Origin of the sequence: Bacillus sp. B1-b2, from assembly GCF_009183415.1 — a bacterium.
In the GTDB taxonomy this organism is placed as follows: domain Bacteria; phylum Bacillota; class Bacilli; order Bacillales; family Cytobacillaceae; genus Niallia.
This window is the reverse complement of sequence record NZ_WEHU01000011.1, coordinates 1-23,520: the sequence shown is the minus strand read 5'-3', so window position 1 is coordinate 23,520 and position 23,520 is coordinate 1. Positions and strand designations below refer to the sequence as shown.

At 35.7% G+C, this 23,520-nt stretch carries 25 protein-coding genes; 1 reads left to right on the top strand and 24 read right to left on the bottom strand.

Features of this window, described 5'->3' with window-relative positions:
- Positions 1 to 7 precede the first annotated feature (7 nt).
- The 24 genes from sucD to fapR form a co-directional block, all read right to left on the bottom strand.
- A complete protein-coding gene (gene sucD, locus F9279_RS12390; protein ID WP_152113442.1) occupies positions 8 to 925 on the bottom strand; it encodes a succinate--CoA ligase subunit alpha in 918 nt (305 codons plus the stop codon).
- Between the two features lies 1 nt (position 926).
- The gene (gene sucC, locus F9279_RS12385; RefSeq protein WP_152113440.1) at positions 927 to 2,099 is read right to left on the bottom strand and encodes an ADP-forming succinate--CoA ligase subunit beta; all 1,173 of its coding nucleotides are present in this window, start codon (positions 2,097 to 2,099) and stop codon (positions 927 to 929) included.
- Positions 2,100 to 2,378: 279 nt separating this feature from the next.
- Positions 2,379 to 2,654, bottom strand: a complete 276-nt coding sequence (locus tag F9279_RS12380) for an EscU/YscU/HrcU family type III secretion system export apparatus switch protein (protein ID WP_152113438.1) — start codon at positions 2,652 to 2,654, stop codon at positions 2,379 to 2,381.
- Entirely contained in the window at positions 2,651 to 3,916 is a 1,266-nt protein-coding gene (locus F9279_RS12375) for a hypothetical protein (protein WP_152113436.1), read from the bottom strand. The genes F9279_RS12380 and F9279_RS12375 overlap by 4 nt, the downstream gene beginning before the upstream one ends.
- 79 nt (positions 3,917 to 3,995) lie before the next feature.
- Positions 3,996 to 4,778 (bottom strand): ribonuclease HII, encoded by a 783-nt coding sequence (locus tag F9279_RS12370; protein WP_152113434.1) that lies wholly within the window; start codon positions 4,776 to 4,778, stop codon positions 3,996 to 3,998.
- Positions 4,779 to 4,882: 104 nt separating this feature from the next.
- A complete protein-coding gene (gene ylqF / locus F9279_RS12365; protein ID WP_152113432.1) occupies positions 4,883 to 5,758 on the bottom strand; it encodes a ribosome biogenesis GTPase YlqF in 876 nt (291 codons plus the stop codon).
- Positions 5,759 to 5,782: 24 nt separating this feature from the next.
- Positions 5,783 to 6,325: a signal peptidase I gene (gene lepB, locus F9279_RS12360; RefSeq protein ID WP_152113430.1), complete on the bottom strand. Its 543-nt coding sequence runs from the start codon at positions 6,323 to 6,325 to the stop codon at positions 5,783 to 5,785.
- 167 nt (positions 6,326 to 6,492) lie between these two features.
- Positions 6,493 to 6,837, bottom strand: a complete 345-nt coding sequence (gene rplS / locus F9279_RS12355; protein WP_152113428.1) for a 50S ribosomal protein L19 — start codon at positions 6,835 to 6,837, stop codon at positions 6,493 to 6,495.
- 189 nt (positions 6,838 to 7,026) lie between these two features.
- Positions 7,027 to 7,770 carry a tRNA (guanosine(37)-N1)-methyltransferase TrmD gene (gene trmD / locus F9279_RS12350; protein ID WP_152113426.1) on the bottom strand — a complete coding sequence of 248 codons (744 nt, stop codon included), beginning with the start codon at positions 7,768 to 7,770 and terminating at the stop codon, positions 7,027 to 7,029.
- Positions 7,771 to 7,774: 4 nt separating this feature from the next.
- Positions 7,775 to 8,293, bottom strand: a complete 519-nt coding sequence (gene rimM, locus F9279_RS12345; protein WP_152113424.1) for a ribosome maturation factor RimM — start codon at positions 8,291 to 8,293, stop codon at positions 7,775 to 7,777.
- Positions 8,294 to 8,304: 11 nt separating this feature from the next.
- Positions 8,305 to 8,682 carry a YlqD family protein gene (locus F9279_RS12340; RefSeq protein ID WP_152113422.1) on the bottom strand — a complete coding sequence of 126 codons (378 nt, stop codon included), beginning with the start codon at positions 8,680 to 8,682 and terminating at the stop codon, positions 8,305 to 8,307.
- Between the two features lie 141 nt (positions 8,683 to 8,823).
- Entirely contained in the window at positions 8,824 to 9,054 is a 231-nt protein-coding gene (locus F9279_RS12335) for a KH domain-containing protein (protein ID WP_152113420.1), read from the bottom strand.
- 12 nt (positions 9,055 to 9,066) lie between these two features.
- Positions 9,067 to 9,339 carry a 30S ribosomal protein S16 gene (gene rpsP, locus F9279_RS12330; RefSeq protein ID WP_152113418.1) on the bottom strand — a complete coding sequence of 91 codons (273 nt, stop codon included), beginning with the start codon at positions 9,337 to 9,339 and terminating at the stop codon, positions 9,067 to 9,069.
- A 119-nt stretch (positions 9,340 to 9,458) separates the two neighbouring features.
- On the bottom strand, positions 9,459 to 10,811 hold the full coding sequence (ffh, locus tag F9279_RS12325; protein WP_152113416.1) for a signal recognition particle protein: 1,353 nt from the start codon (positions 10,809 to 10,811) through the stop codon (positions 9,459 to 9,461).
- Between the two features lie 12 nt (positions 10,812 to 10,823).
- Positions 10,824 to 11,156, bottom strand: coding sequence for a putative DNA-binding protein (locus tag F9279_RS12320; RefSeq protein WP_152113413.1), 333 nt, complete (start codon positions 11,154 to 11,156; stop codon positions 10,824 to 10,826).
- Between the two features lie 853 nt (positions 11,157 to 12,009).
- A complete protein-coding gene (locus F9279_RS12315) occupies positions 12,010 to 12,672 on the bottom strand; it encodes a DNA-binding response regulator (protein ID WP_152113411.1) in 663 nt (220 codons plus the stop codon).
- A gap of 298 nt (positions 12,673 to 12,970) precedes the next feature.
- A complete protein-coding gene (gene ftsY / locus F9279_RS12310) occupies positions 12,971 to 13,960 on the bottom strand; it encodes a signal recognition particle-docking protein FtsY (protein WP_152113409.1) in 990 nt (329 codons plus the stop codon).
- A 53-nt stretch (positions 13,961 to 14,013) separates the two neighbouring features.
- Positions 14,014 to 17,580, bottom strand: a complete 3,567-nt coding sequence (smc, locus tag F9279_RS12305) for a chromosome segregation protein SMC (RefSeq protein WP_152113407.1) — start codon at positions 17,578 to 17,580, stop codon at positions 14,014 to 14,016.
- Between the two features lie 62 nt (positions 17,581 to 17,642).
- Positions 17,643 to 18,386: a ribonuclease III gene (rnc, locus tag F9279_RS12300; RefSeq protein WP_152113405.1), complete on the bottom strand. Its 744-nt coding sequence runs from the start codon at positions 18,384 to 18,386 to the stop codon at positions 17,643 to 17,645.
- Between the two features lie 291 nt (positions 18,387 to 18,677).
- Positions 18,678 to 18,908, bottom strand: a complete 231-nt coding sequence (locus F9279_RS12295) for an acyl carrier protein (RefSeq protein WP_152113403.1) — start codon at positions 18,906 to 18,908, stop codon at positions 18,678 to 18,680.
- A 118-nt stretch (positions 18,909 to 19,026) separates the two neighbouring features.
- On the bottom strand, positions 19,027 to 19,770 hold the full coding sequence (gene fabG / locus F9279_RS12290; protein ID WP_152113401.1) for a 3-oxoacyl-[acyl-carrier-protein] reductase: 744 nt from the start codon (positions 19,768 to 19,770) through the stop codon (positions 19,027 to 19,029).
- The gene (gene fabD, locus F9279_RS12285) at positions 19,771 to 20,715 is read right to left on the bottom strand and encodes an ACP S-malonyltransferase (RefSeq protein ID WP_152113399.1); all 945 of its coding nucleotides are present in this window, start codon (positions 20,713 to 20,715) and stop codon (positions 19,771 to 19,773) included.
- A gap of 45 nt (positions 20,716 to 20,760) precedes the next feature.
- Entirely contained in the window at positions 20,761 to 21,750 is a 990-nt protein-coding gene (gene plsX / locus F9279_RS12280) for a phosphate acyltransferase PlsX (RefSeq protein ID WP_152113397.1), read from the bottom strand.
- 25 nt (positions 21,751 to 21,775) lie between these two features.
- Positions 21,776 to 22,339, bottom strand: coding sequence for a transcription factor FapR (gene fapR, locus F9279_RS12275; RefSeq protein ID WP_152113395.1), 564 nt, complete (start codon positions 22,337 to 22,339; stop codon positions 21,776 to 21,778).
- Positions 22,340 to 23,203: 864 nt separating this feature from the next.
- Here fapR and F9279_RS12270 point away from each other — a divergent pair.
- Positions 23,204 to 23,520 (top strand): helix-turn-helix domain-containing protein (locus F9279_RS12270; RefSeq protein WP_152113393.1); only part of this gene is annotated, 317 nt, incomplete at its 3' end.

The window sequence follows — 23,520 nt, the reverse complement described above, 5'->3', positions numbered from 1 at the left end:
CCTTATGTTACTTTGCTACTATTTCATGTGTCTTACATTTATCGTATAGTGAATGCTCTTTTAATGCATTGATTAGTGTTGCTCCCATATCTGATGGAGTTTCTGCCACTTGAATTCCGCATTCATTTAACACAGAAATTTTTTCATCTGCTGTCCCTTTTCCTCCTGATATGATGGCTCCTGCATGCCCCATACGTTTTCCTGGTGGTGCTGTTCTTCCTCCGATAAATCCAACTACCGGCTTTGTCATATTCTCTTTTATCCATCTTGCTGCCTCTTCTTCAGCTGTGCCTCCAATTTCTCCTATCATGATAACAGCATAGGTATCTTCATCTTCATTAAATGCTTTTAATACATCAATAAAGTCTGTACCATTTACTGGATCTCCACCGATCCCAACTGCTGTTGATTGACCAATTCCTGCTTGTGTTAATTGATGAACCGCTTCATAGGTCAATGTTCCTGAACGTGAAACCACCCCTACATGACCTTTTGTGTGAATATATCCTGGCATAATGCCAATTTTACATTCATCTGGCGTAATGACACCTGGACAATTCGGGCCTATTAGTCTAGTTTTCTTTCCTTCCATAGACCGTTTGACCTTCACCATATCAAGTACTGGAATGTGTTCCGTAATACATATCACTAGGTCTAACTCTGCATCCACAGCTTCTAATATCGCATCTGCTGCAAATGGAGCTGGTACATAAATAACAGAAGCAGTAGCACTAGTTGCATCAACCGCATCTCTAACGGTATTGAAAACTGGAACTTCTTCAACCACAGTACCTCCTTTTCCAGGAGTAACTCCACCAACAATTTTTGTTCCATATTCAATCATTTGCTTTGTATGAAAAAGTGCAGTCGCACCTGTTATTCCTTGGACAAGGACTTTTGTATCTTTATTAATAAAAACACTCATCTTATCTACCTCCTTGGTTCACTAGGTTAACAATTTTTTCTGCACCATCTGACATGGAATCTGCTGCCACAATATCAACACCAGAATCTCTTAAAATCTTTTTCCCTAGCTCTACATTTGTACCTTCTAAGCGAACCACTAACGGAACAGTCAGACTTACTTGTTTTGCTGCTTCTACAATACCTGTTGCAATAACATCACATTTCATAATTCCACCAAAAATATTGACAAAAATACCTTTAACATTGGAATCGGAAAGAATGATTTTAAACGCTTCTGTTACTTTTTCTGCCGTAGCACCGCCACCAACATCTAAAAAGTTAGCGGGATCTCCGCCATAGTGTTTGACAATGTCCATTGTTGCCATGGCAAGGCCGGCACCATTTACCATACAGCCTATATTTCCATTTAAGGCTATATAACTCAAGTCATATTTAGATGCTTCTAACTCTTTTTCATTTTCTTCATCTAAATCTCTATATGCTACAATATCTTTGTGTCGATATAATGCATTAGAATCAAAGTTTAATTTAGCATCTAACGCCATAATATTACCTTCTTCTGTTAACACGAGAGGATTTATTTCTGCAATAGAGCAATCCTTCTCCACAAAGACTTTATATAAACCTGTCATAAAAGTACATGCTTTATTGATTTGTTTAGCTGGAATATTAATATTAAAAGCAATTCGACGAGCCTGAAATGGGGTTAAGCCATTTACCGGATCGATCACTTCTTTGAAAATCTTTTCTGGCTGTTTTTCTGCAATTTCTTCAATCTCAGTTCCACCTTCTTCTGAGGCCATTAAAACAATACGAGAAGTAGCACGATCTACTACAAAACCTATGTAATACTCTTTTTTTATTCTACAACCTTCTTCAATTAATAAACGTTTTACTACTTTTCCTTCTGGTCCTGTTTGATGTGTTACAAGGGTAGTTCCTAAGATTTCTTGAGCAAATGTTTTTACTTCCTCTAATGTCTTCGCTACCTTTACTCCTCCAGCCTTACCACGACCACCTGCATGAATTTGTGCTTTAACAACCCAAACATCAGAATTTAATGTTTCTGCAGCACGTACTGCCTCATCCACTGTAAAAGCTACTTTTCCCTTTGGTACTGAAACGCCGTTTAATTCTAAAATTTCTTTTCCTTGATACTCATGAATATTCAAGCTTCCACACCCCTTTAATTTCCCTTTTTTGTGTAATGAAGACCTCTGCATTTCCCATCCTTAGCTAATTAATAGAAGGAAATTTTTTTTGTTTTTGTTTTAAAATCAAAAAATCGTTTACACTGTAATAATATTCTTTATGCAGGTGAAAATACGATTATTTAATAGTAAATTCAAAAACTTATTTGATTACGCTTTCATTTTATAAGAAAAAACCTTTCTTTGTCTATAAAAAAGGCTTTTATCTTTCTATATTTTCAAAATAAAATATTTTTTCTTTTAATTTTCTGCTTTCTCTTTCTCAACACTGTATATAAAGGCAAACACTTCTGCTACTGCCATATATAAATCTTCCGGTATTTGCTCATTAATATTTAAGGTACTAAGAAGCTCTACTAAAGATGGATCCTCTTGAACAGGCACATCATTATCTTTCGCTTTGCCGATGATTTTATCTGCTATTAGCCCTTTCCCCTTCGCGACTACTTTAGGAGCGTTCTCTTTATTACTATCATAGCTAAGCGCTATTGCTTGTTTTCTTTTCTCAAAGCTCATATCTTTAGATCAACTCCTCTATAGCTACTTATCCCCATATGAGAACTCCCGTATTTTACCGTATCCTCGGTAAGCTTGCTTAACGGTTTTGTAGTAATAGATAATAATGTATACTGAGCTTCTTTTAAATTTCTCTTTAAATCTTCTGAATAGTGTTGAATAATCGAAGCTAGTTCATCAGATTTGTCATTATGCACCGTAATACTCATAATTCTATTTTGCACATGCATATCAATGACCGTTTCTTTGAGATGAGCCAATTCTAAATAAAATAAGATTCGGCAATAATCACTATCTACTGTCCCATCTTCTTTTTTTCTACCATTATATTGAAGTGTTACATCTATCTGTTGGTTCATAAAACGAAGAGGAATTTCCGTTATCAGCTGCATCATTGGTCCAACTGGCTGAGATAACAACTGATATCCTGTTATCTTTTCAATTACTTGACTGGCTACTTCTTTAACCGAAGCTGGAACATCACTTTTTAACAACTCTAACAACAAAGGCTTTAACATTTCCTTATTATCAAGAAGTTCTTTCTGTGAAAGAATCGCATTAGTTAGTTCATTTTCATAGGAATAGCCTACTCTTTGAATGACTTCTTTTATGAGATCAACAGTAGGTTTATCATTTTCAAGTGATACCCCTTCTTGATTCATCTTCGAAAGTAATTGGATGATTTCAGACTGACTTTGATTATTCTTCGCTAGCTCTATTTGCATATGATTCAATAATTCTGTTAATCCTTTAGATGATTGCACAGTAGATAGACTTTGAAATACTTCTTGTGTTAATGGCATATTCCGTTCTACCATTAATCGAATGGTTGCCAGATCTTGTTTGAGCATGGAGCTATCCTTTAGCCACATACTTGCATTCTGTACGATATCTTTTGTTACTGGTAGATTATTAGTAAGTAGATTTTGTATTAGCGCTTTGCTCTCATTCGTTTCTGGGAGTGAAAGTTGTCTAAGGAGGCTGGAAACATTAACTTTTTCCCCATCTTTTGGTTCTCCTAATACTTTTAAGATTGGTTTATCTTTTGTAAGATCCACTTGAAACCAATATTGATTGTGTAAAGATAGAGGAATAGAAAGATTTGCCATCATTTTTTGATTACCAATTTGTACTTCAGCCATTTGCTGAGGAAACAACTTATTAATTTTGCCAAAAACGATTTGCCCATCCCTCAGTTGCAGTGACTTTGTTCCAAGTTGATTCTCACTAAATATCCCTTGAGTAATATGATTAATATTCATTATACATTCCTCTTTATCTTTTCGTTTAACATCACTTAGCTACCTCTATGTTTAGCAGTCATTCTTGCACATACTATCTTTAGCTCCTACTAGCTTCTACCATTTCTTTAATAGGCGAAAAAGATTTGCGGTGATGCTTAGAAATCCCTACTAATTCTAATGCATGTAAGTGGTCTTTTGTTCCATACCCCATATTACTAGCAAAGTGGTAGTCTGGATATTCTTTATCCAAGTCTTTCATCAATCTATCTCTTGTTACTTTAGCAATGATACTTGCTGCAGCAATGGATACACTTTTACTATCTCCTTTTACTATTGATTGACTCGGGTAAGGTGTGGTCAAATTCATCGCATCAATTAATAAATAATCAGGTATCCTATTTAGTGATTGAATAGCCTCAAGCATTCCTTTTTTCGTTGCCTGGTATATGTTAATACGATCTATTTCCTCTGGGTCAATCATCCCTATTCCTATTGCTATTGCTTCTGCTTGTATTTTCTCATAATATAACTCTCTTTTTTTCTCAGAAAGCTTTTTGGAATCATTTATACCTGGCAAGTAAAAATCAGCAGGGAGTATGACAGCTGCTGTTACAACAGGGCCAGCTAATGGTCCTCTTCCTACTTCATCTATTCCTGCTATGTATGTATATCCTTCTTTCCTAAGCTTTCTTTCATAGCTATTGATGGACATAAAATGGTCATGTAGCTTTTGTTCCTTTTCTCTTTGCTTTTCCCATGCTTGTAAGAGCTTCTGTGCGCCCTTTCTATCGTCTTTTCTTAATTGTTGAATATATGGATCTTCCAGGTCTATAATCGTTTCTAAAGCGGTTTTAATTTCTTTCATCGTTTCTACTTTCATTTGTTACACCTCTATCCTTTTTTATCGGTACAAACTTTTCATTTTTCACCTAAATTCCCATAAAAAAGAGAAGGGCTTTTTTAGTAGCCACTTCTCTTAAGCTCTTACTCTTCTTCCGATCCTTCTTCTACCTGATCTCTAGCACTTTCAAAGGTTAAAGGCCCAAATTTCTCGCCTCTTATATCACGAATAATTAGTTCCGTTACTTTATCGTAATCAATCATTCCTCCGCTTGAGAGTGCACCTCTAAAAGTACCTATATGATCAAAAAGCTCTACTGTGTCCTCAGGGATTATGTCTAATTGATAACGCTCCTTTAAACGCTGTGGATATTCCTTTTCTAAGAATCTTAAGCCATAAATAGCAATATCCTGTAGGTTTAAAATAGTATCTTTTATAGCCCCTGTTAAAGCTAATTTAAGTCCCACTTCTTGGTCTTCAAATTTAGGCCAAAGAATTCCTGGAGTATCTAGAAGTTCTAGCTCTTTTCCAACCTTGATCCATTGCTGTGCTTTAGTTACACCAGGAGTATTACCTGTTTTTGCAATGTTCTTTTTCACCAATCTATTGATAAGAGTAGATTTTCCTGCATTCGGTATACCCACTATCATTGCTCGAATGGCACGCGGTCTAATTCCTTTTGCTCTCATTCGATCAAATTTCTCAGACAATACTTCTTTTGCTAGTGCACTTATTTCTTTCATTCCGACACCAGCATGTGAATTAATAGCAAGTGCCTTTATGCCTTTACTTTTATAATAGCTTATCCACTCTTTTGTACGTTCTTTATCAGCCATATCTGCTTTATTTAATAGCACAATACGTGGTTTTTGCTGGATAATTTCGTCGATCATAGGGTTACGAGAGGATTGGGGTATGCGTGCATCTACTAATTCAAAAATAATATCAACTAATTTAAGTTTTTCTGTTACTTGTCTTCTGGCTTTTGCCATATGACCTGGAAACCATTGAATGGTCAATTAAAACACCTCTAATTCTTTCCATTACTCTACAATTTTTGCTTCTGATAACGGCCAATAAACAACACTAGTTGTCCCAATAATTTTTTCAAAGCTTACTGTTCCAACACTTGGGTCGCGACTGTCTCTACTATTACGTCGATTATCTCCCATAACAAAAAGCTCGCCATCTGGAACCGTTGCAGTGAAGTCTCCCGTTAATGGACCAGCCACTTCTTCTTTATTAGTATCTAAATATGGTTCATCATAAGCTTTTCCATTAATATATAAAACATCATTTTTGTATTCTACTGTCTCGCCAGGTAAACCGATTACTCGCTTAATATAATCTTTTCCTTCTGGCGCATGAAAGACCACAATATCAAATCTTTTTGGATCTGCTACTTTATAATTAATTTTATTAACAATCATTCTATCATGGTCCAATAATGTTGATTGCATAGATTCTCCATCTACTACTATAGGAGCAAATAAAACAGTCCGAATAACAAATGCAAGCAAAACTGCAACTAAGATCGCTTTACTCCATTCCCAAAGTTCATTTTTCTTTTTATTTTTCTTTGCCATATCATTCACCAATCCTTATAAAAAATGAGCTTGTATATCTTGTTTATTGTAGCGAATATTCAAGGGGAAGTAAAATATGAGAGTGGATTATCCTTTATGGAACAGTGATCTTATGTATGGTAATAAAAAAGAGCTTGTTACAAGAACAGGCTCTTTTTTGGTAACATTTATCGAATTTCTTTAATACGAGCTTTTTTACCACGTAGGTTACGTAGGTAGTAAAGTTTCGCACGGCGTACTTTACCGCGACGGATTACTTCAAGCTTCGCAATTTTTGGTGTGTGAACTGGGAAAGCACGCTCAACGCCTACTCCGTAAGAAACTTTACGAACTGTGAAAGTTTCGCTAACTCCACCACCACGACGCTTAATTACAACACCTTCGTATACCTGAATACGCTCACGAGTACCCTCAACAACTTTAACGTGTACACGTACAGTGTCACCAGGACGGAACGCAGGAAGATCAGAACGAAGTTGATCTTTTGTAATTTCTTCAATAATATTTTGCATCGTTTTCAACTCCTTCCAAACAGACGCTCTTGCACTCATATTTAGAGAACACTTGCAGCGGAACATCGTTATACGGACTTATAAACAGAAGTATCTGCCTTAAGTCACAAGTGTTATCTTATCATATAGTACAAATAACTTCAATAGCATTTATCTATTTTCATAGAAAATATTGTACTCTCTTATATTTTAACTAGGGTGATGTTGATTCTTTAGTTGACTTACTAGAATCTTTTGCTTTTCTGTTAATGGATATCCCTCCAGCAGATCCGGACGTCTCTCAACAGTTCTTCGAAAAGATTCTTTTTCTCTCCATTCATCTATATGAGCATGATTCCCAGATAATAGTGTATCAGGAACTCTCATCCCTCTAAAATCTGCTGGCCTTGTATAGTGAGGATGTTCTAGAAGTCCAGTACTAAAGGAATCATTAACATGAGAGGCTTCTTTTCCTAGTACTCCAGGTAGTAACCTCACAACACTATCAATCACTACCATTGCTCCTAATTCTCCGCCAGTTAGCACATAATCGCCTATCGAGATTTCATCTGTCACTAAATGCTCTCTGATTCTTTCGTCATACCCTTCATAATGCCCACAGATGAAAATTAAATGCTCTTCTTTAGCTAATTCTTCCGCTTTTTTCTGAGAGTATCTCTCCCCTTGCGGACACATTAAGACTACTCTTGGAGATGTCTCGTTCTTTGTCTTTAAATCTGCTACAGCATCAAAAATAGGTTGTGGCTTCAACACCATTCCTGCTCCACCACCATACGGATAATCATCTACTGTCTGATGCTTATTATCTGCATAATCACGAAAGTTTACCACACCATAGGATACCTTTTGGGCTTCTTTCGCTTTCTTTAAGATAGAACTATGTAATACACCTTCAAACATTTCTGGAAAAAGAGTCAATACATCTATTTTCATCCGTTTAAAACAGTCCTTCCATCAGCTCAATTACTACGATTTTTTCCTTTACATCAACTTTCATTACGACATCTTCTATATATGGAATTAATAATTCTTTTCCACCTTTTCCTTTAGCTACCCAAACATCGTTAGCACCTGGTGTAAGAATTTCTGTAATCACACCAAGCTCATCTCCTTCAACTGTTATCACTTTACAGCCAATAATTTCATGGAAATAATATTCATTTTCTTGAAGCTCACCAAGAAAACTCTCTGGTACCTTTAAAAGGCCACCCTTCATAAATTCTATGTCATTTACATTATCATATTGATCAAAAGTAAGGAGATTGAAATTTTTATGTACTCTATGCGTTTTTACTTTTAATTCTAATGGTGTAGTAACTTGCTCGTTTTGAAAAAAGTAAATACTATTTCCTACCTTATATCGCTCTTCTGGAAAATCTGTACGAGAAATAACTCTTATTTCTCCTCTCACACCATGCGTGTTTACCACTTTTCCGACATTAAACCATTTTTCCATTTTTTTCACCTCTATCGAATTTCGACAATGATTCCATCTTTAATAAGGATGGATTTATTAGGCTGTTCCCATTTATCTCCAACTTGGATATCTAGAACGGCTAATACTTCATGATCTTTTATCTCGGTCCCTATTGGTAGTATGTGTAACTGCTCTAATTGAAACTCTATTGTTTTTCTCTTTTCTATTCTATTATGAACTTCTCTTTGGAATTTCTTTTGTATTTCCGTAGGAGAAGAATGATTTCTGAGTTGTTTCTTTTCTTCAAATTGCAGTTGTTGAATTTCTCTCTCTAGCAACCAAATTTCTTCCTGGTATTCTTTTGCAAGTGATGTCTTTTTCTGCTCTGTTAACACTTGGTTCACTGTAATAGACTGAAGAATTTTCATTGAATTCCTCCTAACTATTTTCCACTTGTACCTTATATATACCAGTTATAACACTAATTCTACAGAAGTTAGTCTTTTCACTCTACTTATTTTAATTCCACTTATAATAATAAAAGGAGGAAGGTTCCCCCTCCTCCTTTTTTAGTCTTTAATCTCGACTATAATTTTCTTTTGTTGTAATGATCCTGCTGCATAAACAATCGTTCGAATTGCTTTGGCAACTCGCCCTTGCTTCCCGATTACCTTTCCTATGTCACTCTCGTTGACAGAAAGCAAGTAAGTAATTCGATTATCCTCTTCTGTTACATTTACTATAACTTCATCTGGAAAATCAACAAGGGGCTTAACAATCGTTTCTATTAGCTCTTTCATTGTCCCAGAAAATTACTTAGCGTTTTTGATATTGTGGAATTTCTCCATAATACCTTGGTTAGAGAATAGGTTACGAACTGTATCAGATGGTTTTGCACCATTTTGTAACCATTGTAGAGCTTTCTCTTCGTTGATTTCAACGATAGCAGGTTGAGTTACTGGATTGTAAGTTCCTACTGTTTCAATGAAACGTCCATCACGTGGTGAACGAGAATCTGCTACTACGATACGATAAAAAGGAGATTTTTTTGCTCCCATACGTTTTAAACGAATTTTTACTGCCATTTAATATTGCACCTCCGAATAGTTTCACACAAGATAGTATATTATCAGATACTCCAACACTTTGTAAAGTGTTTTTTCTTGTCAGTGTTAAAAATCTATCATTACCACTAGTTTTCCCGTTAAAACGGGCTAAATGGCAACTTGAATTTTCCTTTTTTCTTACCATTTTGACCCATTCCGGTCATTTGTTTCATCATTTTTCTCATATCATCAAATTGCTTTAAAAGTCTATTTACTTCCGGAACGGTTCTTCCGCTTCCTTTAGCAATCCTTTTTCTTCTACTCGCATTAATGATTTCTGGTGTTTCTTTTTCTTTTTTTGTCATGGATTTAATAATTGCTTCTACATGGGCAATTTGCTTTTCATCCACTGTCATGTTGTTTAGGCCTTTAATCTTATTAGCACCTGGCATCATTTTAAGTAATTCATCCAATGGTCCCATACTTTTAACTTGGCTTAAGGAATCAAGAAAATCATCAAGCGTGAAAGAATTTGTTTTCATTTTCTTCTCAAGCTCTTTTGCTTTTTCTTCATCTACATTTATTTGTGCTTTTTCAATTAAACTTAACACATCACCCATACCAAGAATTCTAGAAGCCATGCGTTCAGGATGGAACGTCTCAAGTGCGTCCATCTTTTCACCCATACCTACAAATTTAATAGGTGTATTGGTTACAGAGCGAATAGACAGTGCAGCACCACCGCGTGTATCACCATCAAGCTTAGTTAGTACAACCCCAGTAAGTCCAAGTTGTTCATTAAAGCTTCCAGCAACGTTAACAGCATCTTGTCCTGTCATAGAATCCACTACTAGAAGAATTTCTTCTGGGTTAGCCAATTCTTTAATTTGTTTTAATTCATCCATTAATGCTTCATCAACATGAAGACGACCAGCTGTATCTATTAATACATAGTCATGATGATCTTCTTTTGCTTTTTCAATTGCTTGCTTTGCAATTTCTACTGGACTTACTTGATCGCCAAGAGAAAACACTGGAAAATCAAGTTGCTTTCCTAATGTTTGTAATTGCTTAATAGCAGCAGGACGGTAAATATCCGCAGCAACTAATAATGGATTACGATTATGCTTTTTACGCAAGAAATTAGCAAGTTTACCTGTCGTAGTGGTTTTCCCTGCACCTTGCAAACCAACCATCATAATAACAGTTGGAGGACGCTTCGCAACACCAATTTTACTTTGCTCTCCACCCATTAATTCGGTTAATTCTTCTTTAACTACTTTTATAACTTGTTGTCCTGGAGTTAAACTTTTAAGCACTTCCTGTCCAACTGCACGTTCACTAACTTTTTTCACAAAATCTTTTACGACTTTAAAGTTAACGTCTGCCTCTAAGAGTGCAAGACGAACTTCACGCATCATTTCTTTTACATCCGCTTCATTGACTTTCCCTTTTCCGCGAATCTTTTGCATCGTATTCTGCAGTCGGTCAGCTAATCCTTCAAATGCCATACGTCAGCCTCCTTAATCTAATTTCTCTAGTTCCTTCACTGCTTCATGCAATGCAGATATAGATAAGGTATCATGTTCTAGCATTTTTTTCATCTTTTCAAAAAGAACTTGACGTTCCTGAAATTTCTGAAGTAGCAATAACTTATTCTCATACTCCTCAAGCATTGTTTCTGTACGTTTAATGTTGTCATACACTGCTTGTCGGCTCACATTATACTCAGCAGCAATCTCTCCTAGAGAGTAATCATCCAAATAGTAAAGAGACATATAGCTTCGTTGCTTTGGTGTCAACAACGACTGATAGAAATCATATAAATAATTCATTCTCGTTGTTTTTTCAAGCATCGAATAATACCCCCGTGTTAAGTCAAAAGCCTTTACAACAACTATTGTACACACCACCAAAAAAGATGTCAAGAAAATAACTTTACAATTCTGAAATGCGGAGGGTACCCGTTTAGGGGCGTGTGGGGTGGAGCAAGAGTTTCTAAGATATAGGAAACACAGGGAGCGTTAGCGAGCTGATGTTGACTTATCGTAGGAAACACAGGGAGCGTTAGCGAGCTGATGTTGACTTATCGTAGGAAACACAGGGAGCGTTAGCGAGCTGATGTTGACTTATCGTAGGAAACTATTGTGAAGCCCATCAGCCCCTGGGTGCCCGGAGCTAGACAAATCTGAAATGCGGAGGCGCCTGTTTATGGTCGTACAAACTGGAGGGGGTCTGACTGAGATATAGGAAACACAAAGAGCGTTAGCGATTTGATGTTGACTTGTCGTAGGGAAGACACCCGGAAGTTTTGCTAGACCATTGGCGCTGGAGCTGGACAATCGAAATGCGGGGAATAACCGAAAAGCAGCATCATAACCATTCCTTTTCATTAAATAATCTGAACCTAGTGCTCCAATAAACTTACCCTAATTTCTGAAAAATTACTAGATTTACTATTATTTCTTCGTCTTCTTTCCTACAAGTGTGGATATAAGCACGTTAAGTAATAAACAAAGTTAAATAAGCGGAGATTTTCCGACTAACAGCAGAAGAACCTTTTTTTTGGGTATAATAAGAGGAATTTTTCCGGTTATACATAGCAATACCCTCGAATTTCATGTTTTTCACGGCAATAGGCGGAATTCCTCCGTCTATTTGAGCTATTTTTTATCTCAAAAACTAAATAAGGGAATTTTCTCCGGCTATTTACCTTGGGTGCTTAATCTGATTACCCAACCGATAAGCGCGGACCCTCTTGATACCGGATGCGGGAATTAACATCTTTTTATCGACTAGTTGAGAAAGTACTTTTTTTACTGTCTTGTCGCTTAGCTTCAAATACCGCTCTACTTCTTTAGGGGATATGACTTCTCCTTTTTGTATAGCTAACCGTAGCACTTCCTTTTCTATAAAAGTCAAAGAAATCTGGTCCAGTTCATCACTAAGGCATTGCCCTATTACTTGCTGTACAATCTGTTGACATCTACGAGGCTGCTCCTTCACTTGATCATAAGAAAAGCGAATAACCGTCCATCCGTCAATCACCAACTGATTTTGACGTTCCAGATTGTCGGAGAATTGCCATCTACTTACGTTCTTTAGGTGTGGACCATACCCATCGACCTCAAAGCAAATTCGTATCGTGGGCCGAATATAAGCAAAATCTAAATATCTTTTTCCATCTTTGAAATCATCGACTTCATATTCCGGATGGACATACTTGAAATGGTGAAATAAAGGCCACCATACTTGCTTCAAAAACAACATTTCAGCCTGACTATGACCTTCTTTTAAGCGACGCAGACGTTCACCAGTTCTCGCCTGCAAGTGAGTATTAAAAAAAGCTTGGTATTCTTCTTCAAATTCCATAGAATTCCTCCTATCCATTGGTCATTTCTTTAACGGTTCTATCCCTAAAATCCTTTTATTATGAAATGGATTGCAACGAATATATTCATTTGAACTTTTGACGAATTTTTTAAGTATACTGAGTTTTATTAGGTTTTAGTAAAAAAGTGGAGTAGCTAATAAAAGAGAAAAATACAGGGAAGGATTTGAGGATAGAACTATTTTTAGCTTAATAGCATTTTTTTATATTTGTCAACCCACATATTTGTTAACAAAAAAAGCATCCCAGAGTTTCGTACTCAGAGATACTTTTTCCTTTTTAGTCTTCTGCCTGCTCTACTAAGTTTGAAAACAATCCATAAACATATTTCTCTGGATCAAAGCCTTGAAGATCATCCATTTTCTCTCCTAGACCAACAAACTTAACTGGAATATGAAGCTCATTTCTTATTGCTAGCACTATTCCACCCTTTGCTGTTCCGTCTAATTTAGTTAGGACAATCCCACTCACATTTGTGCTTTCTTTAAATGTTTTGGCCTGTACTAGTGCATTTTGACCTGTTGTAGCATCAAGTACAAGAATAACTTCATGAGGTGCTCCTGGAACTTCTCGCTCAATAACCTTTTTAACTTTTTCCAACTCTTTCATTAAGTTGACTTTGTTTTGAAGGCGACCTGCTGTATCGCATAGTAGAATGTCTGCTTTTCGTGATTTTGCAGCTTGAACAGCATCGTACATCACAGCAGCGGGATCAGATCCTTCTGAATGCTTGATAACGTCTACCCCTACTCTATCTCCCCAGACTTCTAATTGGTCGATAGCACCTGCACGAAATGTATCTCCTGCAGCTAGTAAGACGTTTTTTCCCTCTGACTTATATTTGTGAGCTAGCTTACCAATTGTCGTTGTTTTTCCAACACCATTTACTCCAACAAAAAGGATAACAGTTAGCCCATTTTCTTGAATGTTTATAGCAGAGGATTCTTCTTCCCCGTTTTGATAGATAGCCACTAATTTTTCAGAAATAGCATCCTGAACTTCTTTTGGATCTTGAATATTTCTTTTTTTCACTTCACTTTTCAATTCATCGATTAGTTCCATGACTGTCTCAAAGCCTACATCTGCTCCAATTAGAATTTCTTCTAATTCTTCAAAGAAATCTTCGTCCACTTTTCTATATCTAGAAACTAGGTCATTTACTTTATCAGAGAAATTATTTCTTGTCTTTGCAAGTCCATCTTTAAATTTTTCCGTAACGGCACTTGTTTGCTGAGACATCTTTTCTTTTAATTTCTTGAAAAAACTCATCTACATACCTTCTTTCTCTATCATTTATCTATTTTTCTCAAACAGAGATATTATTAAGTAGCCACTAATTCATTTGTTTCACTTAACCTAACAGATACTAATTTAGATACTCCGGATTCTTGCATGGTTACACCGTATAATACATCTGCTTCTTCCATCGTTCCTTTTCTGTGGGTAATGACAATAAATTGAGTTTCATGGCTATAACGTTTTAAGTAGGAACTAAATCGGAATACGTTAGCTTCGTCTAAAGCAGCTTCCACTTCATCAAGTATACAAAATGGAACTGGTCGTACTTTTAGAATAGAAAATAATAACGCAATAGCTGTTAAGGCTCTTTCTCCACCTGATAAAAGACTTAAATTCTGCAGTTTTTTACCTGGCGGCTGTGCAACAATTTCAACACCTGTGTTTAATAAATCCTCAGGCTTTGTTAGTACTAAATCCGCTCTTCCGCCACCAAATAAACTTTGGAAAACCGATTCAAAATGAGCTTTGATTCCTTCAAAGGTTTGCTCAAATCGATTTTTCATTTCGTCATCCATTTCATCTATGACTTGATACAGAGTATCCTTAGCTTCTTCTAGGTCTGTTTTCTGCTCTAGCAAGAACTCATATCTTTCAGAAACTCTATCATATTCTTCAATAGCACCTAAATTGACTGTTCCTAGTTCTTCCATTGCTAACTTTATTAGTTTAACCTTTTTACGAGCTTCTTCCACCTCCATAGTTAGCGGGTAGTCTAGCTTAGCTCCTTCATAGGTTAATAAATATTCTTCACGTAGGTTTGTTAGCCTTGTATCAAGTTCCACATCAATTCGGTTCAGTTTTACTTCTTCATCTTTTAAAGCTTGTACCATTCCACGATGTATTCTACGTTCTTCTTTTACACCTAGCTCTAACTCTTCTAGTGTCATTTGTTTTTGCAATCTTTCTTCTCTACGTAAAGAAATCAATTGAAGGGTATCTTGCTTTTCGTTTTGTTTTTGTTCGGATTGTTGTTCAAGAGTTGATGCACCAGAATGAGAATTGTCCATTTCAGAAGAAAGCAATCGTAAATCTTCTGTAACAATTTCTTCTCTTCCTTTCGCTTCACTCCATTCCTGAATCATCGTATTTAATTTATCTCTTTCATGCCTTAATTGCTCTTTCTTAGCTGCTAATTGTATCCTTACATCTCCAATAGCCCTTAAAACAGATTCTTTTGAAGAGCTTTGTTCATTTTTACGTTGAGTTAAGGAAACTATTTCTTCATCTAATTCGGCAATTTTCTGCTTGCTTGTCTCTATATATTCCTCTAATTGTCGTTTACGAGCTATTAAGGTTGTTTGTTCTTGCTCGTAATCTGATTTATTGCGATCATATAAAGACAATTTATCATTCATCGTTCGTTCTTCGTACTCAATATCCCTTAAATCATCTTTCCATGATTGCATTTGGAACTGAATATCTTCTATTTTTAGCCTATTTTCTTCTAAGTGAACTTCTTCTTCACTTAAGGCTGCTTTTCCTTTTTTCATCTGGTCTTCCAGCTTTAGAGTGGCTTTTTCCATCTCAAAAATATTCTTTTTAAGATCTTCTAATTCACCTTTACGAGTTAAAATGGAAGCTGTTTTTTGTTTAATAGCTCCACCTGTCATAGATCCACCAGGATTAACAATCTCTCCTTCTAACGTAACAAAACGAGATCGATATTGTAGGGTTTTTGCCATTTCATTGGCACCCTTTAAATCCTTCGTTATAATGACATTCCCCAATAAATTTCTCATTATTTCTGTATATTGGGAATCATACGTTATGAGATTAGCAGCCACACCAATGAAGCTTGAATGACCTTCCACTAGTCTTAGCTGATGATCAGCAAGCATTTTTCCTTTAATAACATTCATAGGTAAAAACGTAGCTCGGCCAAATCCATTCTTTTTTAAAAAGTTTATAGCTTCTCGACCATTCTGTTCTGTTTCCACAACAATATGCTGCATGCTTCCACCTAGAGCAATCTCCATGCTAACACTGTATTGCTTAGGCACTTGCATTAATTCTGCAACTGCACCACGAATTCCACTTAGTGATTTTCCTCTAGCCTTTAATACTTCTTTAACTCCTTGAAAGAATCCAGAATAGTCATCCTCTAATTCTTCTAACATTTCCTTTCTAGATTTGGCTTGCTCAGTAAATCGATAGGATTGATAGAGAGACTTTTCCACCTGCTGAACTTTCACTTCTATTTCGCTAAAGCTTTTTTGATGATTTTCTAATGTTTTTGTCCATTTAGCTAATTCTGTACCAAATGCCTGTAATGTTGCAGTAATTTCTTTTTTCTTATTTTGAATTTCTTTTCGTTCTGCCGTATACTTCGCATTTTCTTCATCTAACTGGCTGGTTCTTCTTTGCTGATTCTGTAATTGTTGATCAACTGATTTTAATTCATTATTAGATGCAGCCTGTTCGCTCAACAACTCAATATAATCACTTTTTAATGACTCGATTTTCTCTTCCAAATTATCATTAAACAGTTCTAGCTCTTTTTCTTGATTTTTAAGGGTTGCTTCCATTTCATTTGAATCAGATTGCAATTGTTGAACTAAAACCTCTTGTGTTTCTTTTTGTGCATCTAGAGTAGCTATTCTAAGCGCCAATTCGTGCTTTGTTTTTTCTAATTGATCCTTATTTTGAACAGCATTTTTCTTTCTTTCTTTTAAAACTTCTTTTCTACCTTCAAGCTTTTCCCATTCTTCACTTACTAAAAGCAAGACCTGCTGCAAATCATCTATCGATTCATCTAAAGCGGAAATTTGATTTTTCATTTCTTCCATCTTTGCTTCTTTTCCTTGAAGTAAGGAAGATAGCTTTAATTCCTCTTGCTTATATTCCTCTAGCTTTTTAGAGATGGTTTCATACTTTCCATGCGCTTCTTCAATATCGTGGACCATCAGAGCGACTTCAATTTGCTCTAAATTTTCTCGATGATCTAAGAATTCCTTTGCCATAGAGCTTTGTATCTTTAATGGTTCTACTTGGCTTTCTAATTCGTGAAGAATGTCGTTAACACGGTTCAGGTTTTCTTGTGTTTCCACAAGCTTTCCTTCCGCTTTCTTTTTTCGTGTTTTATATTTAAGAACCCCTGCAGCTTCTTCAAAAATAGAACGTCGGTCTTCTGCTTTGCTATTTAAGATTTCTTCTACTTTTCCTTGACTGATAATAGAAAATGCTTCTCTTCCTAAGCCAGAGTCCATAAATAAATCAACAATATCTTTTAATCGACAGGATTGCTTATTAATTAAAAATTCACTATCACCTGAACGATACACTCTTCTTGTTACACTTATCTCATGAAAGTCTAAAGGCAAGAATTGATCTTCATTCTCTAACGTTAAGGTTACCTCTGCAAAGTTTACTGCTTTTCTAGAGTCACTTCCTGAAAAGATAACATCTTCCATTTTACTTCCTCTTAATGATTTAGCAGATTGCTCTCCAAGCACCCAACGTATAGCATCCGTAATATTACTTTTACCACTTCCATTTGGTCCAACTACTGCTGTTACACCTGGAACAAAATCAACAGAAACTCGATCAGCAAATGATTTAAAACCAATAATATCCAACCGTTTTAAGAACATACCCTCACCCCATTTCTTTTGTTTTCTCTAGTTGCAGTCGGTTCTCCAGGAGTATAATTCCATTACTGTTTATCATGATCAGCTTTTAGCATGCTTAACGATTGTTGAGCGGCATGCTGTTCCGCTTCTTTCTTCGAGCGACCTGTACCTGTACCTAGCTCTTTGTCATTTAAAAATACTTGAGAAATAAACTCTCTATTATGCGCTGGACCCTTCTCTAATAAAATCTTATATTCGATTGTTCCAACAGCATCTCTTTGTACATATTCTTGAAGCTGACTTTTAAAATCCATCACATGAGAAAAAGCACCGTCATTTATCTTAGGAAAAACAACTTTTTCTAAGAACGTTACCACAGTGGTAATTCCTTGATCTAAGTATAGTGAGCCTATAAATGCCTCAAAAACATCTGCAAGTAATGCAGGTCTTGTTCTCCCACCAGTCATTTCCTCGCCTTTTCCTAACAATACAAACTTTCCAAATGAAAGTTCATTGGCGAAGGAAACGAGAGAGGGCTCACATACAATAGCAGCACGTAGCTTCGTTAATTCTCCTTCACTCATCATAGGAAATTTTTTAAACAGAAACTCTGATACAGTAAGCTCTAATACAGCATCACCAAGGAATTCTAATCTTTCATTATCTTCATGTGGTTTTCTTCGATGCTCATTCACATATGATGAATGGGTAAAAGCCTGTTTTAATAATTTTTCATTTGTAAAATGAATATTGATTGTTTCTTGTAGTTCTTTCATCTTTTTTTCGTTTGGACGAATCGCTCGTTTCTCTTTTCGGTTGCCTCGCATATTGCCTTTGCCTCCACCTTAGCACTAAGTTTACAATTCATTTCAAGTTTAAGTAAATTGAATAAAAAACGCAAAGAAACTTGGAAAGTTCTCTCCTCTCCAAGTCATTCTATACCTAACAGGGCCATTATTAAAAAGGGGCCCTTTCTCTCGACTAGAAAACGATTTTATCTTTCTATATATACTTATCTTTCGTAGGAATCAGATATAAGTATACAATAAAAATAAAAATTTTTGTATTCTCTACTATATAATTAAAAGCTCCGCTATAAACGGAGCTTTTAGAGTTGACTAACGATTACCTATGTAATTCACCGCATCACCAACTGTTGCGATTTTTTCAGCATCTTCGTCAGAAATCTCCATATCAAACTCATCTTCTAATTCCATAACAAGTTCAACCACATCTAGAGAATCAGCACCTAAATCATCTTTGAAAGAAGCTTCTAAAGTTACTTCAGATTCTTCCACACCAAGACGATCAACTACGATTTTCGTTACACGCTCTAATACATCTGCCATTTCATTCACCTCCCCTCAAATGATTATAGAGTATTTCTCCAAAATAATAAATGCAAAGTTTAAAATATAATTATTTTGGTTTTATCGAGGATTTCTAATAATTGTTTTATAACAATTATTACATATACATACCACCATCAATGTGTAACGTTTGACCTGTAATATAACTGGATTCATCTGAAGCAAGGAATATTACAGCATTAGCAATATCTTCTGGTTTCCCAAATTGTCCTAATGGAATTTGTGTTAACATGCTATTTTTCACATCATCTGTTAGTTGGTCTGTCATATCTGTTGTAATAAATCCAGGAGCAATAGCATTTACCGTAATATTTCTTTGTGCAAGCTCTTTTGCTGTTGTTTTAGTGAAACCAATTACTCCGGCTTTTGCAGCTACATAATTAGCTTGCCCAGGATTTCCAGTTACACCAACAATGGATGTAATATTAATGATTCGACCTTTGCGTTGTTTCATCATAGGTCTTGTTACTGCTTTCGTACAAAGGAAAACACCTTTAAGATTTGTATTGATTACATTATCCCATTCGTTTTCCTTCATGCGCATTAAAAGATTGTCTTTTGTAATTCCCGCATTATTAACTAAAATATCGATGTTACCAAATGTATCTAAGCTAGTTTTCATCATTTCACTAACAGAATCACTGTTAGAAACATCACATTGAATGCTAATTGCATTTCGTCCTAGTTGTTTAATTTCTTCTACAACCTCATTAGCACGATCCACACTTCCAGCATAATTAACAATTACATCCGCACCGTTTTTCGCTAATTCTAATGCAATGGATTTTCCAATCCCTCTAGATGCTCCAGTTACAAGCGCTACTTTACCAGCTAATTTCACTTACATTTCCCCCTTTAGAGCTTCTGCTACTTGGCTACTTGTTTCTAAGTCATAAACAGAGTATATATTTACTTTACGATCAATCTTTTTAACGAGTCCAGCTAATACTTTACCAGGCCCGATTTCAACAAAAGTATCTACACCCAATTCCATCATTTTCTGAACAGAATCTTCCCAAAGGACAGAAGAATAAAGTTGTTCTACTAATTTATCCTTGATTTCATCTTTCTGCTCAATAGGATTTGCTGTTACATTTGCTATTACCGGAATTTTTGCATTCTGTAATTCGATACCTTCTAATACGGAAGTGAATTTTTCAGCTGCTGGTTTCATTAGTGCAGAATGAAATGGTCCACTAACTTCTAAAGGAATAGCACGCTTTGCACCTGCTTCTTTTGCTTTTTCAGACGCTAGCTCTACCCCTTTTGTAGTACCAGAAATAACAATTTGACCTGGACAATTTAAGTTCGCTAACTGAACAGAATGACCTTCTTCTGTAACTTCCTTAGTTACAGCTGTTAGCTTTTCTCGATCAAGACCTAATACAGCTGCCATTGCACCATTTCCTGCTGGAACTGCCTCTTGCATATATTCGCCACGTTTTCTTACCGCGTAAACGGCATCTTCAAAAGAAATAACTCCTGCTGCAACTAATGCAGAGTATTCTCCTAAACTGTGTCCAGCAACATAATCAGGTTTAATATCGTATTGTTTAAAGTGCTCGAGTAAGGCAACACTTGTTGTAAGTAATGCTGGCTGTGTATTATGAGTTAAAGTTAACTCCTCTTTTGGTCCTTCAAAAATTAACTGACTTAATGGAAATCCTAATTTTTGATCTGCATTTTCAAAAATTTGTGTTGAAGACGCATATTGGTCAAATACATCTTTCCCCATTCCAACCGTTTGAGATCCTTGTCCTGGAAATACAAATGCTATTTTCCCCATTATTACAACTTCCCTTCTTTCCCCACTGAAAGGGGCTTAATGATTCTATTCTGTTTTATGTTCAATAGCGGATTCAATGGTTGTCACAACTTCCGCTTGTACAAATTCTCGTGTTTGTCTAATAGCACTAAAAATAGCCTGGCTATCCGATGATCCGTGTGCTTTAATTACTGGTGCTTTTAACCCAAATAATGCAGCACCACCATATTCAGAGTAATCTAGCTTATTCTTAATTTGTCTTAAATTTGGTTTTAATACAGCTGCTGCCATTTTTGATTTAAAGCTACTCATTAATTCAGCTTTAATCATTTTAAACATAGACATAGCAGTACCTTCTACCGTTTTCAATACCATATTACCTGTAAAACCGTCTGTAACAGCAACATCACATACTCCTTCAAGCAAGTCACGAGCTTCTATATTTCCGATGAAATGAATATCTGCTTCTTGAAGTAAATCAAAGGTTTTTTTCGTTAACTCATTACCCTTTTTTTCTTCGGTTCCTATATTTAATAGCCCCACTCTTGGTTTAGCAATGCCTCTTACTTTTTCTGTATAAATGCTACCCATGATAGCATATTGTAATAAGTTTTCAGGCTTTGCATCTACATTTGCTCCAACATCAAGAAGGAGAAAACCTTGTCCACCTATTGTTGGCAGAGTTGGAGATAAAGCAGGTCGATCTATTCCATCTATTCTCCCTACTACAAACAATCCTGTTGCCATTAGTGCGCCAGTATTACCTGCTGAAATAAAAGCATCAGCTCTTCCTTCTTTTACTTCTGTAGCACCAAGAACCATACTCGCATTTTTCTTTCTGCGAACTGCTCTAACTGGTTCATCAGTAGGTAGTATCTGTTCTTCTGTATGTAAAATTGTCACTCTTTCATTCTTCGTTAAATAGGTCTTAATCTTATTCTCGTCTCCAACTAGCACGATTTCTAAGTCTTTATAAGTTTCAATGGCCTTTTCGGCACCTAATACTATCTCTTTTGGTGCATTGTCTCCACCCATTGCATCAATGGCAATTTTCATGATAAACTCACCTAATTCTAATATGTTATTTTTTTGCTCGATACATTTCGAATTCACCTTTAAACACTAATTCCGAGTTTACATAACTATTCACTTCAACAGAAGTTCTACCACTCTTACTATCTATATGATTTACTTTTGCTTTTGCAATAATTCTTTCTCCTATTTTTACGGATCTGGTGAAATGAATATTTGCTTTAGCAGTTAAGGCTAGTTCATCATTAATTAGAGCAACAGCAAGTGAATTAGCTTGTGCAAATAAATGATGCCCCCTTGCAATACCATTCCTTTTAAATACGTGTTCTTGTTGCATTTCAAAGATAGATATAGCTGAATGATCTAATTCCATGTCTATAATATCACCAATTACTTCTTCTATAGGTAAAGCTTTCACTTCATCCTCTAAAGTCTTGGTTGCTACATTTTTTATTCGTTCTCTTAGCTCTGGAATGGATAATTCAAGCCTATCTAGTCTTATCGTTTGAACACTAACAGAGAATTTTTCCGCTAAATCCTCATCCGTAATAAAAGGTGTTTCTCTAATGGTATGTACTAGCATTGCTTGACGTTCCTTTTTGTTTCGTTTCATATACAACACCACCGCACTCTTAAGACTAGGTACTAATAGTAGTATATAATTAAAGATTGGGGAATGCAAGACGAAATTCTTCTGTCTTGTTATCCATAATTCATCTACTTTATCTAGCTTCCCCTCCAGATTTAGATAAAAACAATTATTTTTAGATTTCCTTCTATCAAATGAAACATCATACAATTTTTAAAAAAAAGTTGCTTTAACTATTATTTTTGGTTTAGAAAAGGAGTAAAACACTAGGATTCGCTGAAGACAAAAATAGACTTTCTATTTTAATAGAAGGTCTCCAGGCTGTCGAGAAACCCCTCTATGGAGTAAGGGAGAATATAAAGTTGTATATTTAAATAGGGGGATGATTTCCATGGAGTTCGAAGCTTTTGCGGATTCCATAGAAGTCTTACCACTGAAACCATAAATCATCTGGATATAAATTATGCTTATATTAATATATTGTTGAAAAAAATTCCGCAGCCAATTTGAGGAATCATAAAATAATAAGTGGAGAATTCCGACTAATGACCATTATAATATTCATTTCCTTGCTAATAAGCGGATTTTTCCGGTTAAGGAAGGAAAATCCCTCCGATTTCATGTATTCTAAGGAAATAGGCGTAATTCTCCGTCTATTTTCTTTGTTTTTCATGGAAGTAACGAAAATAAGAGGATTTCTACGACTATTTTACTAAAAGTGGTCTTTTCCAAATCCTCTATGTTACGAAACATCATACATTATTTCATAGCTCTTTCGATTTTCTGCTATTTCCATATTTCAATGAGTGAAGTACATAAAAAACCCCTACATTTGTACTGCACCCCAAAAGTTAGAGTAAAGAATCTAACTTTTGGGGTGTCTTATTTATGTCTAAATATAATGAAAAATTCAAGCTTATGGTAGTGAAAGAATATAAAGAAGGAATACTTGGATATAAACTTTTAGCTAAAAAACATGGTATTAAGTCTCATAAGCAGATTATTAATTGGGTAAACAATTACGAGAGATTTGGAACAGAAGGGTTAATGAGAAAAGCACAGAATAAAACTTATTCTGTTCCATTCAAGCTGGATGTATTAAGCTTTATGAAAAGAACAGGACATTCAGTTACGGAAACAGCCCTGAAGTTTGGACTAACTAATCCTCCCATGATATCTGCGTGGAAAAAAGCTTTATTGGAGGG

Bases quoted from the DNA above. Each gene is read 5' to 3' on its own strand.
- rpsP (WP_152113418.1), bottom strand. From the start codon at position 9,339: ATGGCAGTAAAAATTCGTTTAAAACGTATGGGAGCAAAAAAATCTCCT.
- lepB (WP_152113430.1), bottom strand. From the start codon at position 6,325: ATGGCAAAGAAAAATAAAAAGAAAAATGAACTTTGGGAATGGAGTAAA.
- rnc (WP_152113405.1), bottom strand. From the start codon at position 18,386: ATGCGAGGCAACCGAAAAGAGAAACGAGCGATTCGTCCAAACGAAAAA.
- F9279_RS12315 (WP_152113411.1), bottom strand. From the start codon at position 12,672: ATGGAATTTGAAGAAGAATACCAAGCTTTTTTTAATACTCACTTGCAG.
- F9279_RS12340 (WP_152113422.1), bottom strand. From the start codon at position 8,682: ATGAAAATTCTTCAGTCTATTACAGTGAACCAAGTGTTAACAGAGCAG.
- rimM (WP_152113424.1), bottom strand. From the start codon at position 8,293: ATGGAAAAATGGTTTAATGTCGGAAAAGTGGTAAACACGCATGGTGTG.
- F9279_RS12295 (WP_152113403.1), bottom strand. From the start codon at position 18,908: ATGGCAGATGTATTAGAGCGTGTAACGAAAATCGTAGTTGATCGTCTT.
- ffh (WP_152113416.1), bottom strand. From the start codon at position 10,811: ATGGCATTTGAAGGATTAGCTGACCGACTGCAGAATACGATGCAAAAG.
- plsX (WP_152113397.1), bottom strand. From the start codon at position 21,750: ATGAAAATTGCCATTGATGCAATGGGTGGAGACAATGCACCAAAAGAG.
- F9279_RS12335 (WP_152113420.1), bottom strand. From the start codon at position 9,054: ATGAAAGAGCTAATAGAAACGATTGTTAAGCCCCTTGTTGATTTTCCA.
- fabD (WP_152113399.1), bottom strand. From the start codon at position 20,715: ATGGGGAAAATAGCATTTGTATTTCCAGGACAAGGATCTCAAACGGTT.
- F9279_RS12320 (WP_152113413.1), bottom strand. From the start codon at position 11,156: ATGCTTGAAAAAACAACGAGAATGAATTATTTATATGATTTCTATCAG.
- ftsY (WP_152113409.1), bottom strand. From the start codon at position 13,960: ATGAGTTTTTTCAAGAAATTAAAAGAAAAGATGTCTCAGCAAACAAGT.
- F9279_RS12370 (WP_152113434.1), bottom strand. From the start codon at position 4,778: ATGAAAGTAGAAACGATGAAAGAAATTAAAACCGCTTTAGAAACGATT.
- sucD (WP_152113442.1), bottom strand. From the start codon at position 925: ATGAGTGTTTTTATTAATAAAGATACAAAAGTCCTTGTCCAAGGAATA.
- F9279_RS12375 (WP_152113436.1), bottom strand. From the start codon at position 3,916: ATGAATATTAATCATATTACTCAAGGGATATTTAGTGAGAATCAACTT.
- fapR (WP_152113395.1), bottom strand. From the start codon at position 22,339: ATGAAACGAAACAAAAAGGAACGTCAAGCAATGCTAGTACATACCATT.
- F9279_RS12380 (WP_152113438.1), bottom strand. From the start codon at position 2,654: ATGAGCTTTGAGAAAAGAAAACAAGCAATAGCGCTTAGCTATGATAGT.
- trmD (WP_152113426.1), bottom strand. From the start codon at position 7,770: ATGAAAATAGATGTATTGACTCTTTTTCCAGAAATGTTTGAAGGTGTA.
- rplS (WP_152113428.1), bottom strand. From the start codon at position 6,837: ATGCAAAATATTATTGAAGAAATTACAAAAGATCAACTTCGTTCTGAT.
- smc (WP_152113407.1), bottom strand. From the start codon at position 17,580: ATGTTCTTAAAACGGTTGGATATTATTGGTTTTAAATCATTTGCTGAT.